The organism is Streptomyces sp. NPDC005483 (assembly GCF_040606035.1).
Classification (GTDB): domain Bacteria; phylum Actinomycetota; class Actinomycetes; order Streptomycetales; family Streptomycetaceae; genus Streptomyces.
The window spans coordinates 83926-97715 of record NZ_JBEXEA010000010.1; the positions used below are offsets into that span (position 1 = coordinate 83926).

The following is a 13790-nucleotide window of genomic DNA, read 5'->3' on the forward strand; positions in this document are numbered from 1 at the left end:
GGACATGAAGCACAACAAGGTCGGCTCCGTGATGACCACGGAGGTGGTCCGCGCCATGTACGGAACCCCGTTCAAGGAGGTGGCGCGACTGCTCGGCGAGCATCACATCAGCGGACTCCCGGTGGTCGACGAGGACGAGAAGGTCATCGGCGTCATCTCCGAGACGGACCTGATGATCCGGCAGGCGGAGACGCCGGACCCGTACGAGCCGAAGAAGCACCACCGCCTCGCCTCGCTCACCCGCGAAGGCAGGACACGGGCCGTGAAGACCCGGGCCCGCACCGCCGGCCACCTGATGACCGAGCCACCCGTCACGGTGCACGCGGACAACAGCATCGTCGAGGCCGCCCGGACCATGGCTCAGCACCGCGTGGAGCGGCTGCCCGTCCTGGACGAGGAGAACCGGCTCGTCGGCATCGTCACCCGCCGCGACCTGCTGACGGTCTTCCTGCGACCGGACGCGGAGATCCGCACCGAGGTCGTCGAAGAGGTGCTGGTGCGCGCACTGTGGCTGCCGCCGCGCAGTATCGACGTCTCCGTGACCGAAGGCGTCGTCACGCTGACCGGCCACATGGAACGCAAGAGCGAGACGGAGATCGCCGTCTCCATGGTTCGCCAGATCGACGGGGTCGTCGCGGTGGTGGACAAGCTCACCTCCCGGATGGACGACTCCCATCTGCGGCCCGACAAGCCGGCATTCCACGGTGTCGCCGACGACTGGCTGCACAGGCCGTGAGGCGCACCAAGGGCTGGTCGCCCACGGGACGACGAACGGATCGACCGCGCAGATCCCCGAGAGCGTTGCCGAGAGCCTGCGCAAGGCGGGCCTCGCGGCCGAGGCGCCGGCGGCCGGATCCGTCTCGGACATGACGTGCTACGACGCGGTCGTGGTCGTCGGCGACAAGCCGCCTTCCTGTCGCCGCAACCGCCGCTGCCTGCGACGACGCCAGATGATCACTCGGACCCAGTGGTACTCGACCCACCGCAGATGGCTGCTCGGCCCACACAGGGTCATCAGCGGTGAGTTCGGAAGCGGGGAGCTGCGGGCGTCGTCCACGGACACGCCCTCGCACTTGGCAGGTCGTAGGGGCGGTCGAGTGAGTAATGAGCGCGACCCCTCGAGTCCTGCCTCATCCGCCCTGGGCACGCCGGCCCAACCAGATCCGCCGATCGTCTTCGCAGCCCGGAGCCGGGCGGATGTGACCCTTGCGGCGTCGCGAACGGGCGCCAGGAGGCCGGCGAGGCCGCTGTGCTCGGAGCAGGTCCGATCAGGCGGGACGGACGGCCCAAGTGCGCCAGCCCGGTGGAAGCGGATCCTGGAGGTGAAGGCTTCGCGAAAGGCGGGATGCATCATGTCGGTCACGTACGAGAGGCCCGGCCGCGCCGCGCTCCATCTGGCCCGCGCCGCATCCCTCGCGCCCTCGCCGCACCACAGCCAGCCCTGGTTCTTCCTGTTCGCCAGGGCGGCCGTCATAGCCTGCGGGGCGACACTGTTCAACGTGCGCCTCGCCGTGCGGCAGCTCGGCTTCCGGCCCGTGCTCGACCTCCTGCCGGCTCCAGGGGACGCCCACCACCAGGCCCACGCGCCCAGCACCGCCGAGGAGCCGCTTCCGGCCCGGGCGATCGCCCGTAGGCACACCCACCGGGGACGGTTCGGCGCCGAGCCGGTCGCGGACGCGCCCCTCGCCGAGCTGTACGAGCAGGCCCGGGCCGAGGGCGCCACTCTCCAGGTCGTCGACGACGCGGACCAGCCGGAGCTGGTCGCGGATCTGGTGCGCACCGCGAAGGACGCGCACCGAGCGGACATCCGGCACGTCACCGAACCGGCGCGCTGTGCCGGCCCTCACCGGGTGCCCGTCGATGCCTGTCGGCAGCACTCGGACGCGACTCTGTTGCCCGGCCGTAGCTACCTGTCCCTCACCCGGCGACACCTCGTCTCCGCCCGCGATCGCGGTGGGGGGACCGGGACCGTCGTGGTCCTGTCCACGCCCCACTGCCGCCGCCCGGACTGGCTGCGGGCCTGGCAGGCGCTGCAGCGTGTGCTGCTGTACGCGGCGGCGCACGACGTGATGGCCGCCTTCCCCACGCAGCCCCTGGAGCTCCCCGCCCCGCGTGCCCTCCGACGGACGGAATGCACTGCCGGCCGGTATCCGCAGCTGGCCCTGCGCCTCGGACACGTGTCGCCGCCGCAGCAGCAAGCGTGGTGTACACACCGACGCCCGCCCGCGCAGGTCCTCGTCCGCGAAGACGTCACGGCCCGGTGGTGACGATGATCCGGATCAGGAGGCGAAGGCAGGGTCAGGTTCGGTGGTGGCGTCTGCGCCGCAACCCGCTGCGGCGACGCAGCTACCTCGTGGAGGCCTGGCTGCGGCTGGCCACCGGGATCCTCGCGGTGACAGCCGCGATCGTCGCGGGTGTGCTGACCGCCCACGCCGTCGAAGGCGACCTCGACGGACTGCGCGCCGAGCGCCACGCCGTACCGGCGGTGGTCACCGAGGACGCGAAACGGAACATAAGTGTCGAGGGCACGGACAGTGACCGGGCGTGGGCCCACGTGCGGTGGAAGGCAGCGGACGGCACGCCCCGGACGGGAGTCGCGCGAGTCGACACCGCCAGCAGGATCGGCAGCACCACCCTTGTGTGGCTGGACGCCAAGGGCCGTCTCGTGCCCGAGCCCGCGACAGTCGACGAGGCGGAGTTGCAGGGCGCGGTGCTGGGCGCCGCGGCCGCCGTGAGCGCGGGCGCGTCGGTGATCCTCCTCGGCTGCCTCGCCTGCGCGGGCCTGGACCGGCGGCGGCAGGAGCAGTGGGACATGGAGTGGACCCTGATCGGCCCGCAGTGGGGCCGGAAGACCGGCTGACGCGAAGCCGGCCGCGCCCTGCGCGGACCGAGGCCCGCACGGCTCGTGCGGATCAGTGCACTCAGCAGATACGGGGGAGCTGTTCACCCAGAGGCATGTCCACGATGCGCCGCGCGCCGACCAGGGTCCGCACGGTCACCCGCCCGCCCGCTTCCGTCGGCAGCACTTCTCCGATCCGCACCGCCTGCGCACCCTCGGGCACCGACCGCAGCGCGGCCAGCGCCGCCTCGGCCGCCACCGCGTCGATGAAGGCGACCATGCAGCCTTCGTTGGCGACGACGAGCGGGTCCAGACCGAGCAGGTCGCAGGCGGCGGCGACAGGCGCGGGCACTGGAATCGCGCTCTCCGCGATCTCGACGGCGACGGCGGAGTCACGGGCGATCTCGTTGAGGGCGGCGGCGAGTCCGCCCCGGGTCGGATCCCGCAGCACGTGGACGGACGCCCCCAGCGGGGCCAGCACCTCCACCAGCCGGTGCAGCGGCCGGCTGTCCGAGGCGATGTCGCTCTCGAAGCCCAGGCCCTCCCGGGTGCTCAGCACGGTCGTGCCGTGCAGACCGATCGGCCCGGACAGCAGCACCGCGTCACCTGGGCGGGCCAGCGCGGCGGACGGGTGCAGCGCGCCGTGCCGCCGCCCGACTCCGGTGGTGTTGATGAACAGCCGGTCCGCGGCGCCGCGGTCCACGACCTTCGTGTCCCCGGTGACGACGGGCACGCCGACATCCTGCGCCGCCTTGCCCAACGACTCCACCACGGCCCGCAACTCGGCCAGCGGCAGGCCCTCCTCGACGATCAGGGAGACGGACAGGGCGAGCGGCGAGGCCCCCCGCATGGCGAGGTCGTTGACCGTGCCGTGGACGGCGAGGGAACCGATGTCCCCGCCGGGGAAGAACAGCGGGCTGACGACGAAGCTGTCGGTGCTGATCACCAGCTCCCGGTATCCGGGCAGCAGCGCCGCGTCCTCGAGCGGGCCCGTGGAGCCGCCGAAGGCGGGCAGCACCAGCGTGTCGAGCAGCTCCGCGGTCAGGCGGCCGCCGGCGCCGTGGCCCAGCAGGACGACCTCGTCCTCGTGAACGGGGGTGGGGCATTCGATGCTCATACCGTGCTCCTCGCAGCGACGCGTCCGGCCGCGTGGAAGGCGGCGCAGGTGCCCTCGGACGACACCATCGGCGCGCCCAGGGGGTGGCGGGGGGTGCAGCGGGTGCCGTACGCGGCGCAGTCGGTGGGCAGTCTCGCCCCCGTGAGGATGGCGCCCGCGATGCACTCCGGGTCCTCGACGGGGCACAGTCCGCCGACGTCGAAGCGACGGGCCGCGTCGAACTCCCGGTACTCCTCGGCCAGTTCGAGTCCGCTGTCGGGCAGCGCCCCGATGCCGCGCCAGGCCCGGTCGGTGACCCGGAAGACCGTGCGGACGGCGTCCTGGGCGTCGGTGTTGCCGGAGCGGCGCACAGCCCGTACGTACTGGTTCTCCACCTCGGCCCGGCCGGCCTCCAGTTGTCGTACGGCCATCAGGATGCCCTCCAGCAGGTCCAGGGGCTCGAAGCCGGTGACCACGATCGGCACCCGGTACCGGGCGGCGATCGGCTCGTACTCGGTCCAGCCCATCACCGCGCACACGTGCCCGGCCGCGAGAAAGGCCTGCACCTCGCAGTCGGCGTCGTCGAGCAGCGCGGTCATGGCGGGCGGTACGAGGACGTGGCTGACCAGCATCGAGAAGTTCGCCAGGCCGAGCCGGGCGGCGTGCAGCACGGCCATCGCGTTGGCCGGCGCGGTCGTCTCGAAGCCCACGGCGAGGAAGACCACCTGCCGGTCGGGGTGGTCGGCGGCCAGGCGCACGGCGTCCATCGGGGCGTACACCACGCGCACGTCCGCGCCGCGTGCCCGCAGCGACAGCAGGTCGGTGCCGGTGCCGGGCACGCGCAGCATGTCGCCGAAGCTGGTGAGGATCACGCCCGGCTCGGCGGCGATGGCCATGGCCCGGTCCAGGGTCTCCAGCGGGGTCACGCAGACCGGGCAGCCGGGGCCGTGGATCATCCGCATCGCGGCGGGCAGCAGCTCGTCGATGCCCTGGCGGACCAGGGTGTGGGTCTGGCCGCCGCACACCTCCATGATCCGCCAGGGCCGCGTGGCGGTCTGGCGCAGCTCGGCCAGGAGCCGCCGGGCGAGGACGGGATCGCGGTACTCGTCGAGGTACTTCATCGGCCCTCCGGGTGCGTCATCGGTGCGTGAGATCGAGCCGGATGTCGACGACCCCCTCCACCGCCCGTACGGCCCGGGCCACCACCGGCACGAGCATCCGGTCCGGCAGGGCCCCGCTCAGCGTGACCACGCCCTCGGACACACGCACCGTCAGGGGTGTCATGACCGGCAGGTGCCCCAGTACGCCGCGGCGGATCTCCGAGGCGATCTCCTCGTCGTCGCGGAGGAAGACCTTGAGCAGGTCACTGCGGCTGACCACACCCTGCAGCAGGCCGACCCCGTCCACGACGGGCAGTCGTTTGACGTGGCGGCGGGCCATGATGCGGGCGGCCTCGGCCAGTGAGGCGTCGGCGTGCACGGTCACGGCCGGGGCGCTCATCAGCTCGCCCGCGGTCACCCCGCCCGCCTTCCGGCGCGCGTCGGGATCGCCCTCGTCGGTGTCCCGGAACTCCTCCTTGGCCATCAGATCGGCCTCGGAGACCACTCCCACGACCCGGCCCTCGCCCACCAGGACCGGCAGGGCGCTGACCTTCCACTGGTCGAGCAGTTCGACGATCTCCTTGAAGGTCGCCTCGCTGCCGACGGCGATGACGGTGTGGGTCATCACGTCGCTCACGGTGTACGGAGATTCAGGCATCGCAGCCTCCCGAGATGTCCCCCGGGGTGTCTCCCGAGGTGCGGACGACGGTCAGGTCGAGGAAGTGGGTGGAACAGGAGATGCACGGGTCGTGGTTGCGGATCGCTCGCTCGCACAGCGCGGTCAACTCGGCGTCGTCCGGGTCGTGTTCGCTGATCGCGTGCTGGGTGAGCCGACGCAGGTCGTCCTCGATGGCACCCTGGTTCTGTGCCGTCGGCGGCACGAGCAGGGCGCTGGTCACCAGGCCGTCCGCGTCGAGTTCGTAGCGGTGGTAGAGCAGTCCGCGGGGCGCCTCGGTGGCGCCGTGGCCGACGCCCGCGACCGCCGGCACCTCGGTGTACGGGTGCGCGGGCGGCTCGTACGCGTCGATGATCCGCAGGGCCTCCTCGACGGCGTACACACTCTCCACCGCGCGCACCAGGATCGACCGGAACGGATTGCGGCACACCGCGCCCTCGCGCGGATCGCCCAGCCCGGCCTCGGCCGCCGCCTGCAGCGCCGCCGGCGACAGCCGTGCGCCGCCGATGGCGAACCGGGCGAGCGAGCCGGTGAGGTGCAGGCGTCCGTCGAGCCGCGAGTGAAGGGCGGTGGAGTGCGGCACGTGGGTCTCGGTGACGTGCTCGGTGAACTCCCGTACGGGGAAGGAGGTCCTGGTCCCGTCGGCGTGCAGCACGGTGGGCGTCCCGCCCTCGATGGCGTACGTGTCCGGGTCGGCCAGCGCGAGCAGGTCGGCCTCGACCCGGGCGTCCGGGAACTCGAAGCCGGCCACCCAGCGCACGGTCTCCCACGCATCGTCCAGCGCCTGCTTCAACTGCTCCCGCAGGGGCCTGAGTTCCGCGCGCGTCGGTACCCGGTGGAAGCCGCCCAGGCGCACGTTGACCGGGTGCACGGCCCGCCCGCCCAGCAGTTCCATCAGGGAGTTGCCGGCCTTCTTCAGCCGGAGCCCGCGTTCGACCTCCGCTCGGTGTGTGCGGGCCAGTTCGATCGCGCTCGCCCGGCCCAGGAAGTCCGGCGCGTGCAGCAGGTAGATGTGCAGCACCTGGCTCTCGATCCACTCCCCGCAGTAGAGCAGTCGGCGCAGGTCCCGGATCACCGGGTCGACCGTGACCCCGCACGCGTCCTCGATCGCCGCGCAGGCGCTCATCTGGTACGCCACCGGGCAGATCCCGCACACCCGCGCGGTGATGTCGGGCGGCTCGGTGTAGGAGCGGCCGCGCAGGAACGCCTCGAAGAAGCGCGGCGGTTCGTAGATCTCCAGCCGTGCGTCGGTCACCGTGCCGTCGTGCACGTGCAGGCGCAGCGCGCCCTCGCCCTCGACCCGGGACAGCGAGCCGACGTGCAGGACACGGGATCCGCGATGCGTCACTTGCCCAACTCCTCGTCGAAAGCAGCCGTGTTGAAGGTGTGCAGGAATCGCTCCACGTCGTCCTCGTCGAGACCGTCGCGGCGCAGCAGCGGGATCAGCGCGGGCAGGTTCACCGACCCGGACGGGCCGAAGCAGCCGAAGCAGCCACGGTGGTACGCCGGGCACAGTGCCCCGCAACCGGCGTGCGTGACCGGGCCGAGGCAGGGTGTGCCGTGGGCGACGGTGACGCAGACGGTGCCGCGTCGCTTGCACTCGAAGCACACGCTGTGGTTCGCGATGTCCGGTCTGCGTCCGGCGAGGAAGGCGGTGATGACCTCGATGAGCTGACGGCGGTCGATCGGGCAGCCGCGCAACTCGAAGTCGACGTCGACATGGGCCGATACGGGCGTGGAGGTGGCGAGGGTGGAGATGTACTCCGGGTGTGCGTAGACGGTGCGCCGGAACTCGTCGACGTCCGCGAAGTTCCTGAGAGCCTGGATGCCGCCGGCCGTGGCGCACGCCCCGATGGTCACCAGGTGCCGCGAGGCGGCGCGGATGGCCCGGATCCGCTCGGCGTCCTCGGGCGTGGTGATCGAGCCCTCGACCAGGGTGAGGTCGTAGGGCCCCGGCGACGCCGCGCTGGACGCCTCCAGGAAGTGCGCGATCCTCACCTGGCCCGTCAGCGCCAGGAGTTCGTCCTCGCAGTCCAGCAGGGTGAGCTGGCAGCCGTCGCAGGAGGCCAGCTTGAACACGGCGAGCGTCGGCAGCGTCCTGGTGGTTGGAATGGTGGTCGGCATGTCACAACTCCCTTACCAGCAGCAGCGGTTGGGCCTGTTTCCAGTCCACGATCGGACCCGCCTGGCACAACAGGAGAGGGCCGAGCTGGCAGTGACCGCAGTGCCCGGTGGCGCAGCGCATGTTGCGTTCCAGTGAGACCCGGATGTGCTCGTCAGGCACACCGCGTGCCGCGAGGTCGCGGGCGGTGGCGCGGATCATCGGCTCGGGCCCGCACACGTACGCCGTCGTGGTCGCCGGATCGAAGAGCGCCCGCCCCAGCAGTTGGGTGACCACGCCCACGTCGCCGCGCCAGCCCGGGTCGGGCTGATCGACCGTCACTCCGGTGTAGGCCGTGGCCCAGCTCTCCAGCTCCTTCCGGGCGATCAGATCGCCCGGCGTGCGCGCCCCGGCCAGGACGTTGACGCGGCGGTACGCCTCCGGCTCGGCCAGTGCGCCGAGGATCAACGGCCGCAGCGGGGCCAGACCGATGCCACCGGCCACCACGAGCACGTCCCGGCCGCGTGCCCGCTCCAGTCCCCAGGTGTTGCCGTACGGGCCGCGGAGGCCGACGACCTCACCGACCCGGACCGCGCACAGTCCCTCGGAGACGGCGCCCACCGACCGGATCGTGTGCGCGAGGCCGCCTGTTGCCTGCACGGAACTCACCGAGACGGGGATCTCGCCCCGACCGAAGGAGTGCACCATCGCGAACTGCCCCGGCGCGAAGTCGGGCATTGCCTCGCCGACCGGTTCGAGACGCAGGGTGACCGTGTCCGCGGTCTCCGGCCGGCGGTCGACCACGCGATGGGGGACCGGTACGGCGGTCATCGCGCTTCCTTCATCTCGTCGGTCCCGTACAGGTCGACCAGCCGGGCGCGGGCAGCGTTCAGCCGGTGGGCCAGCACCTGGCCGACCCAGTGCTCGAGACAGCGGCCGAACTCGGCATCGTCCAGGCACATCAGGCGCACGGCGACGGCGTCGAACTCGTAGGCCCGCACCGGTGTCATGGTCGTGGCGCCCAGCTGCCAGACGTACGGTGCGAACAACCAGGACCAGCCGACCAGGTCACCGACGCCCAGGGTCTCGATCACGGGCGGGCGACGGCCCGGCACGTGCATGTCGAGGGCGACCGTGCCGTCGCGGACGATCCAGAAACGGTCGGCGCGCTTGCCTTCCTCGAAGACGCGGGTGTCCTGCCGCCAGTCGACCTGGCGGGCGGTGCGCAGGAGCCGGTCGCGGTGCGCGGGCGGCAGCGCGTGCGCCATGCGCAGGGTGATCGAGGGGGTCATCGCTCCGTCTCCGTCTCCGACTCGTGTGCGGCGTGCAGCGCGGCGACTTCCTCCGTGATGTCGATGCCGGCCGGGCACCAGGCGATGCAGCGCCCGCAGCCGACGCATCCCGTCGTGTCGAACTGGTCGTGCCAGGTGGAGAGTTTGTGGGTGAGCCACTGCCGGTAGCGGCCGCGGGCCGACGCGCGGACCGGTCCGCCGTGCAGGTACGAGAAGTCCAGGTCGAAGCAGGAGTCCCAGTGCTGCCAGCGCTCGGCGTGGTCACCGGTCAGGTCGGTGACCTCCTCGGTGGTGGTGCAGAAGCAGGTCGGGCAGACCATCGTGCAGTTTCCGCAGGTCAGGCAGCGCCCGGCGACGTCGTTCCACCGCTCGGCGTCCAGGCTCGCGCTCATCAGGGCACGCAGGTCGACCGGGGGGAGCGAGCGGCCCATCCGATCACGGGCGCTGTCCACCGAGGCGCGGGCGGCGGCCTCGGTGACCCCGTCGGCGCCCCGGTGCGGCACCTGCTCCAGCAGCCGGGCGCCCTCCTCGCTTCCCACGCGCACGAGGAAGCGGTGCCCGCCCTCGTCGACCACCTCGGTGAGCGCGAGGTCGTAGCCGGGGTCGGCGGCGGGTCCGCCGCCGGTGGAGACGCAGAAGCAGGTGGCGCCGGGCTCGGTGCACTCGGCGGCGATCAGCAGCGCTCGCCGGCGCCGCTGCCCGTAGCCGGTGTCCTCGTGGCGGCCGCCGGTCAGGACGCGGTCCTGGATCGCGATGGCCCTGAGGTCGCAGGGGCGGACGCCGAGAAAGGCGTAGGCCGGAGTGTCCGGCTCGTGCGGGGTGAAGGAGACGTCGCCCTGCGGCGTCCGGTCGGCGCTCCACAGCAGTTCGCGCTGCGGGTGCAGGTACGACTTCCAGGACTGCGGGCCGGCACTGTGCGCGAAGGCGGCGCCGTCCGCACGGGGGACGAGCCGGTAACGCCCGGCGTCGAGCTCGACCCCCCACCCGTACGGCAGCGTGTGCCCCGAGGTCATCTCCGCCAGCACGATCGCCCCGTCGCGGACGGTCGGTCCTACGACGGTCCGTCCCTGCGCCACCAATGCCGAGACCAGAGCGTCCAGACCGTCCCGGTCGAGTACGGCCGGGGCTGCGGTGGCGGTCATGGCGGTCCTCCTTGTCCGGGGCGGAACGTGCCTGTCCAACGTCAGGTTCCGGCGGAAAGGGCTCCGGCAGCAGGGGCCGACCGGCCCTTGCACCGCGCCGACCGGATCTTCCTCCCGCCGAAGGGAGAGCGGGGCAACGACGGCGTGCGGTTCCGACGTGGCGCAGCACAGCGGCACTACGGCAGCGGTTCGCCCAGCTCGCCCTCCACCGCCCCCGTCATCGCCCGCAGCACGGCGAGGGTGCGGTGCGCCTCCGCCTCATCGACCTGGGTGATGGCGAAGCCGACATGCACGATGACGTACGACCCGACGTCTGCTTCCGGCGTGCAGCTCAGGCAGACCTCGCGCCGTATCCCGCCGAAATCCGCCGTGGCCATGCGCAGGCCGGCGTCGTCGTGGACCTCCACGACCCGCCCCGGAATGCCCAGGCACATACGCGTTCACCTCTCTCCGGCCAGCCGCGCCGCCGCGACCGCGGCCTGGCCGTAACTGATGCCGCCGTCTCCGACGGGGACCTGACCGCCCACGAGCACCCGCAGCCCCTGGGCGCGCAGTCGGCGTTTCACCTCGGTCAGCAGTCGGCGGTTGACGAAGCAGCCGCCGCCCAGACACACCGTGCGCGGCGCGCCCTCGGCCACGGCATGTGCGACGAGCTCGGCGGTGACGTTCGCGAGCGTCAGATGGAAGGCCGCGGCCAGCCGGGCCACCGGCTCACCGTCGAGCCGGCGCTCCAGCAGGTCGGTGAGCGTCGGCGCGGGGTCGTACACCCACAGGCCCTGCACCCGTACGACGCGATGGGCGAGGGCGGCGGCGTGTACGTCGCCCGCCGCCGCCTCGAGCAGGACGGCCGCCTCGCCCTCGTAACCGGCCCGGTCGCACAGGTCCAGCAGCGAGGCGACCGCGTCGAAGAGGCGGCCGGCACTCGAGGCCCGCGGGCAGTTGACGTCGCGCTCCACCATGGCGCGCACGGTGGCGAGCTCGGCCGGATCGAGCCGTTCCGTGAAGGGCCGGGTGAGCCAGGGGTAGGGGTGCGGTGAGCCCAGGGTCTCGCCGCCGAGGAGATGGCCGAGGGCCGTACGGCCGGGATGGCGTACCGCCGCGTCGCCGCCGGGTAGGGGCGCGGTCGCGAACCTGCCCACGCGGCGGTAGCCGCTCAGATCGGCGACGAGGATCTCGCCGCCCCACAGTGTGCCGTCGTCGCCCAGCCCGAGGCCGTCGTAGGCGACGCCGAGGAACCGCCCCCGCACCCCGTGCTCGGCCGCACAGGCCGCCACGTGCGCGTGATGGTGCTGGACGGGCATGCGCCGCAGCGCCTGCGCCCGCGCCCACTGTGTCGACAGATAGCCGGGGTGCAGGTCGTGGGCGAGGATGACCGGTTCGATGCCGGTGAGCTGCTTGAGATGTTCGTACGACGTCAGGAACGCGTCGTGGGTGGCGAGATCGGCCAGGTCGCCGGCGTGCGGACCGAGGTGGGCCCGGCCGTCCGCGGCCAGCGTGAACGTGTGCTTGAGCTGGGCTCCGGCCCCGGCGACGGGCTCCCGCACACCCAGGGGCAGCGGGGCGGGGGCCAGCCCGCGGGCTCGGCGGACGGTGATCCGGGTCCGGCCGGCGAACTGCACGACCGAGTCGTCGTAGCGGGAGCGGATCGGCCGGTCGTGGGTGAGGAAGCCGTCCGCGACCCCTTTCAGGGCGCGCCGGGCCTCGGCGTCGTCGACGGCGATGGGCTCGTCGCTGAGGTTGCCGCTGGTGACCACGAGGGGCCGGTCCACGTCGTCGAGGAGCAGCTGGTGCAGGCCTGTGGTGGGCAGGAACAGGCCTACCCGGGGCAGCCCGGGGTGCACCTCGTGGGCGAGCGGAGCGGCGCCCCGCCACCGGCGCCGGGCGAGCAGCACCACCGGGCGAGCCGGGGAAGTCAGCTCCTGCGACTCGGTGACACCGATCCGCGCGAACCCGGCGGCCGTGGCGAGGTTGCGGACCATGACGGCGAACGGCTTTGCCGGACGGTGCTTGCGGCGCCGCAGCTCCGACACGGCCACCGGGTCACCCGCGTCGCACACCAACTGGTAGCCGCCGAGGCCCTTCAGCGCGATGATCCCGCCCTCGGCGACGGTTTCGACCGCCGCCCGCAGCGCCTCCTCGCCGCGCAGCCCCGCCCAGGCCAGACGCGGTCCGCAGGCGGGGCAGGCGACGGGCTCGGCGTGGAAGCGCCGGTCGGCCGGATCGGCGTACTCCGCCGCGCAGTCCGCGCACAGCCGGAAGCGGTGCATGGTGGTCCGGACCCGGTCGTAGGGCAGGTCCTCGATGATCGTGGCCCGGGGCCCGCAGTCGGTGCAGTTGATGAACGGGTAACGGTGGCGGCGGTCGCGCGGATCGTGCAGCTCGGCCAGGCAGGTCGCGCAGATCGCCGCGTCGGGCGGGGTCTCGCGCGGCGCCGTGTCCGCGTCGGCGGGCGCGCTGTGCCGCACCTGGAAACCCCGGCCGTACGCGGGCTCCGGGGTGCCGCCGGTCAGCCGGACGCGGCGCACCCGGGCCAGGGTTGGCGCGTCGGTGCGCAGACGGACGGTGAACTCGTCGATCGCGCGGAGCGTCCCGGCGACCTCGCCCTCCACGTGTCCGTTCACGTTGGCGACCCAGCCGTCCAGGCCGAGGCCGGACGCGGTGCGGTAGACGAACGGCCGGAAGCCGACGCCTTGGACGATCCCCTCCACATGGAACCGCCGCACCGTCATGCCCGCCCCCTCGCGACCGTCTCCCAGTACCGGGAGATCTCCGACTCGACGGCCCGGACCAGCGGTTCCACGGCGGCCGTGACGGCGGGGGAGAGGCCGGTGCCCAGCGCACTGTCGGCGCCCTCCACGGCGTACACGACCAGGCGGTCCGGCAACGAGCCCAGGACCCGTGCCAGTTCGACCGCCTCACCGAGGCCCAGGCCGTGTGAACTGGTCGTGGGCGGCTGGGCGAGGTGTCCGGAGTCCAGTTCCAGACGGTGCACACGGCCGGGGGTGGCGGGGTGTGCGTGGGCGGCGTCCACGACCACCGCCAGACCGGCGCCCTCCCACACTCCGATCAGGCGTCCGGGATCGCCGTCGCAGGTGACGAGAACGGTGCCCGGCGGCAGGGGGCGCGGTGTGGCACGCTCCCGCAGCAGGGCGAGCACGGCCCAGCCCACGCTGTCGTCGCGCCGGAACTCGTTCCCGACGCCGATGACGGCAATGCGTGTGGGCGGGCTCATGTCCGTCACGGTGCACCGACGCCGTACGTCCCCACAGGGGCCGAACGACCCAAGCGAAGGGGCCGATCCTCCCCGTGCCAGGAGGGCACCACGACGCCGACGCACCGGCAGTCGTCATGGTGACGCGGCAGGTCACCGTGGCGCTGCTGAAAGAAATGCAGGACGGGCGTGGCCGGTGACCTGACCTCCCGATCCCCAACCCGGTGACAAGGGCTCAGCGCAGGTTGAGGGCGTCACGATAGGGGACGGTTCCTGCCGCGGCCTTGACCGACGTGCTGCTGACCAGCCAAGAGCAGCCGACGCCCCGCGTCC

The 13790-nt window shown here is 72.7% G+C and carries 14 protein-coding genes and 1 pseudogene; 3 read left to right on the top strand and 12 right to left on the bottom strand.

Translation table 11 applies throughout. The annotated features are described in order from the left end of the window. The first annotated feature begins 4 nt into the window (after window positions 1-4). Window positions 5-736 carry a CBS domain-containing protein gene (locus tag ABZT06_RS20605; protein ID WP_355742472.1) on the top strand — a complete coding sequence of 244 codons (732 nt, stop codon included), beginning with the start codon at window positions 5-7 and terminating at the stop codon, window positions 734-736. Between the two features lie 216 nt (window positions 737-952). Here ABZT06_RS20605 and ABZT06_RS20610 read toward each other — a convergent pair. After that, a pseudogene (locus ABZT06_RS20610) lies at window positions 953-1078 on the bottom strand (mini-circle protein); the annotation flags it as partial. Window positions 1079-1352: 274 nt separating this feature from the next. Between ABZT06_RS20610 and ABZT06_RS20615 the strand changes: the two are divergent. Together ABZT06_RS20615 and ABZT06_RS20620 are read left to right on the top strand one after the other, a co-directional pair. Continuing rightward, window positions 1353-2267 (top strand): hypothetical protein, encoded by a 915-nt coding sequence (locus ABZT06_RS20615; protein WP_355742475.1) that lies wholly within the window; start codon window positions 1353-1355, stop codon window positions 2265-2267. Window positions 2268-2269: 2 nt separating this feature from the next. Then, window positions 2270-2860, top strand: a complete 591-nt coding sequence (locus ABZT06_RS20620) for a hypothetical protein (RefSeq protein ID WP_355742478.1) — start codon at window positions 2270-2272, stop codon at window positions 2858-2860. Window positions 2861-2921: 61 nt separating this feature from the next. Here the strand turns inward: ABZT06_RS20620 and hypE are convergent, their stop codons facing one another. The 11 genes from hypE to ABZT06_RS20675 form a co-directional block, all read right to left on the bottom strand. Further along, on the bottom strand, window positions 2922-3956 hold the full coding sequence (gene hypE / locus ABZT06_RS20625; protein WP_355742481.1) for a hydrogenase expression/formation protein HypE: 1035 nt from the start codon (window positions 3954-3956) through the stop codon (window positions 2922-2924). After that, window positions 3953-5056: a hydrogenase formation protein HypD gene (gene hypD / locus ABZT06_RS20630; RefSeq protein ID WP_355742484.1), complete on the bottom strand. Its 1104-nt coding sequence runs from the start codon at window positions 5054-5056 to the stop codon at window positions 3953-3955. Before hypD ends, hypE begins: the two co-directional genes overlap by 4 nt. 16 nt (window positions 5057-5072) lie before the next feature. Continuing rightward, window positions 5073-5693, bottom strand: a complete 621-nt coding sequence (locus ABZT06_RS20635; RefSeq protein ID WP_355742487.1) for a CBS domain-containing protein — start codon at window positions 5691-5693, stop codon at window positions 5073-5075. After that, complete coding sequence (locus tag ABZT06_RS20640; RefSeq protein WP_355742490.1) at window positions 5686-7059, bottom strand: nickel-dependent hydrogenase large subunit; 1374 nt, start codon at window positions 7057-7059, stop codon at window positions 5686-5688. The genes ABZT06_RS20635 and ABZT06_RS20640 overlap by 8 nt, the downstream gene beginning before the upstream one ends. Next, complete coding sequence (locus ABZT06_RS20645) at window positions 7056-7835, bottom strand: oxidoreductase (RefSeq protein WP_355742493.1); 780 nt, start codon at window positions 7833-7835, stop codon at window positions 7056-7058. The genes ABZT06_RS20640 and ABZT06_RS20645 overlap by 4 nt, the downstream gene beginning before the upstream one ends. 1 nt (window position 7836) lies before the next feature. After that, window positions 7837-8643, bottom strand: coding sequence for an FAD/NAD(P)-binding protein (locus tag ABZT06_RS20650; RefSeq protein WP_355742496.1), 807 nt, complete (start codon window positions 8641-8643; stop codon window positions 7837-7839). Next, on the bottom strand, window positions 8640-9104 hold the full coding sequence (locus ABZT06_RS20655) for a cyclic nucleotide-binding domain-containing protein (protein WP_355742499.1): 465 nt from the start codon (window positions 9102-9104) through the stop codon (window positions 8640-8642). The genes ABZT06_RS20650 and ABZT06_RS20655 overlap by 4 nt, the downstream gene beginning before the upstream one ends. Then, on the bottom strand, window positions 9101-10246 hold the full coding sequence (locus tag ABZT06_RS20660; protein ID WP_355742502.1) for a 4Fe-4S dicluster domain-containing protein: 1146 nt from the start codon (window positions 10244-10246) through the stop codon (window positions 9101-9103). The genes ABZT06_RS20655 and ABZT06_RS20660 overlap by 4 nt, the downstream gene beginning before the upstream one ends. 176 nt (window positions 10247-10422) lie before the next feature. Continuing rightward, window positions 10423-10680 (bottom strand): HypC/HybG/HupF family hydrogenase formation chaperone, encoded by a 258-nt coding sequence (locus ABZT06_RS20665; RefSeq protein WP_355742505.1) that lies wholly within the window; start codon window positions 10678-10680, stop codon window positions 10423-10425. A 6-nt stretch (window positions 10681-10686) separates the two neighbouring features. Beyond that, window positions 10687-12975: a carbamoyltransferase HypF gene (gene hypF / locus ABZT06_RS20670; protein ID WP_355742508.1), complete on the bottom strand. Its 2289-nt coding sequence runs from the start codon at window positions 12973-12975 to the stop codon at window positions 10687-10689. Then, window positions 12972-13478, bottom strand: a complete 507-nt coding sequence (locus tag ABZT06_RS20675; protein WP_355742511.1) for a hydrogenase maturation protease — start codon at window positions 13476-13478, stop codon at window positions 12972-12974. Before ABZT06_RS20675 ends, hypF begins: the two co-directional genes overlap by 4 nt. Window positions 13479-13790: the final 312 nt, after the last annotated feature.

Excerpts from the sequence above, each read along its gene's own strand:
- ABZT06_RS20605 (WP_355742472.1), top strand. The coding sequence starts at position 5 with ATGAAGCACAACAAGGTCGGCTCCGTGATGACCACGGAGGTGGTCCGC.
- ABZT06_RS20660 (WP_355742502.1), bottom strand. The coding sequence starts at position 10,246 with ATGACCGCCACCGCAGCCCCGGCCGTACTCGACCGGGACGGTCTGGAC.
- ABZT06_RS20615 (WP_355742475.1), top strand. The coding sequence starts at position 1,353 with ATGTCGGTCACGTACGAGAGGCCCGGCCGCGCCGCGCTCCATCTGGCC.
- ABZT06_RS20620 (WP_355742478.1), top strand. The coding sequence starts at position 2,270 with ATGATCCGGATCAGGAGGCGAAGGCAGGGTCAGGTTCGGTGGTGGCGT.
- ABZT06_RS20665 (WP_355742505.1), bottom strand. The coding sequence starts at position 10,680 with ATGTGCCTGGGCATTCCGGGGCGGGTCGTGGAGGTCCACGACGACGCC.
- ABZT06_RS20650 (WP_355742496.1), bottom strand. The coding sequence starts at position 8,643 with ATGACCGCCGTACCGGTCCCCCATCGCGTGGTCGACCGCCGGCCGGAG.
- hypD (WP_355742484.1), bottom strand. The coding sequence starts at position 5,056 with ATGAAGTACCTCGACGAGTACCGCGATCCCGTCCTCGCCCGGCGGCTC.
- ABZT06_RS20645 (WP_355742493.1), bottom strand. The coding sequence starts at position 7,835 with ATGCCGACCACCATTCCAACCACCAGGACGCTGCCGACGCTCGCCGTG.
- ABZT06_RS20635 (WP_355742487.1), bottom strand. The coding sequence starts at position 5,693 with ATGCCTGAATCTCCGTACACCGTGAGCGACGTGATGACCCACACCGTC.
- hypE (WP_355742481.1), bottom strand. The coding sequence starts at position 3,956 with ATGAGCATCGAATGCCCCACCCCCGTTCACGAGGACGAGGTCGTCCTG.
- ABZT06_RS20655 (WP_355742499.1), bottom strand. The coding sequence starts at position 9,104 with ATGACCCCCTCGATCACCCTGCGCATGGCGCACGCGCTGCCGCCCGCG.
- hypF (WP_355742508.1), bottom strand. The coding sequence starts at position 12,975 with ATGACGGTGCGGCGGTTCCATGTGGAGGGGATCGTCCAAGGCGTCGGC.
- ABZT06_RS20675 (WP_355742511.1), bottom strand. The coding sequence starts at position 13,478 with ATGAGCCCGCCCACACGCATTGCCGTCATCGGCGTCGGGAACGAGTTC.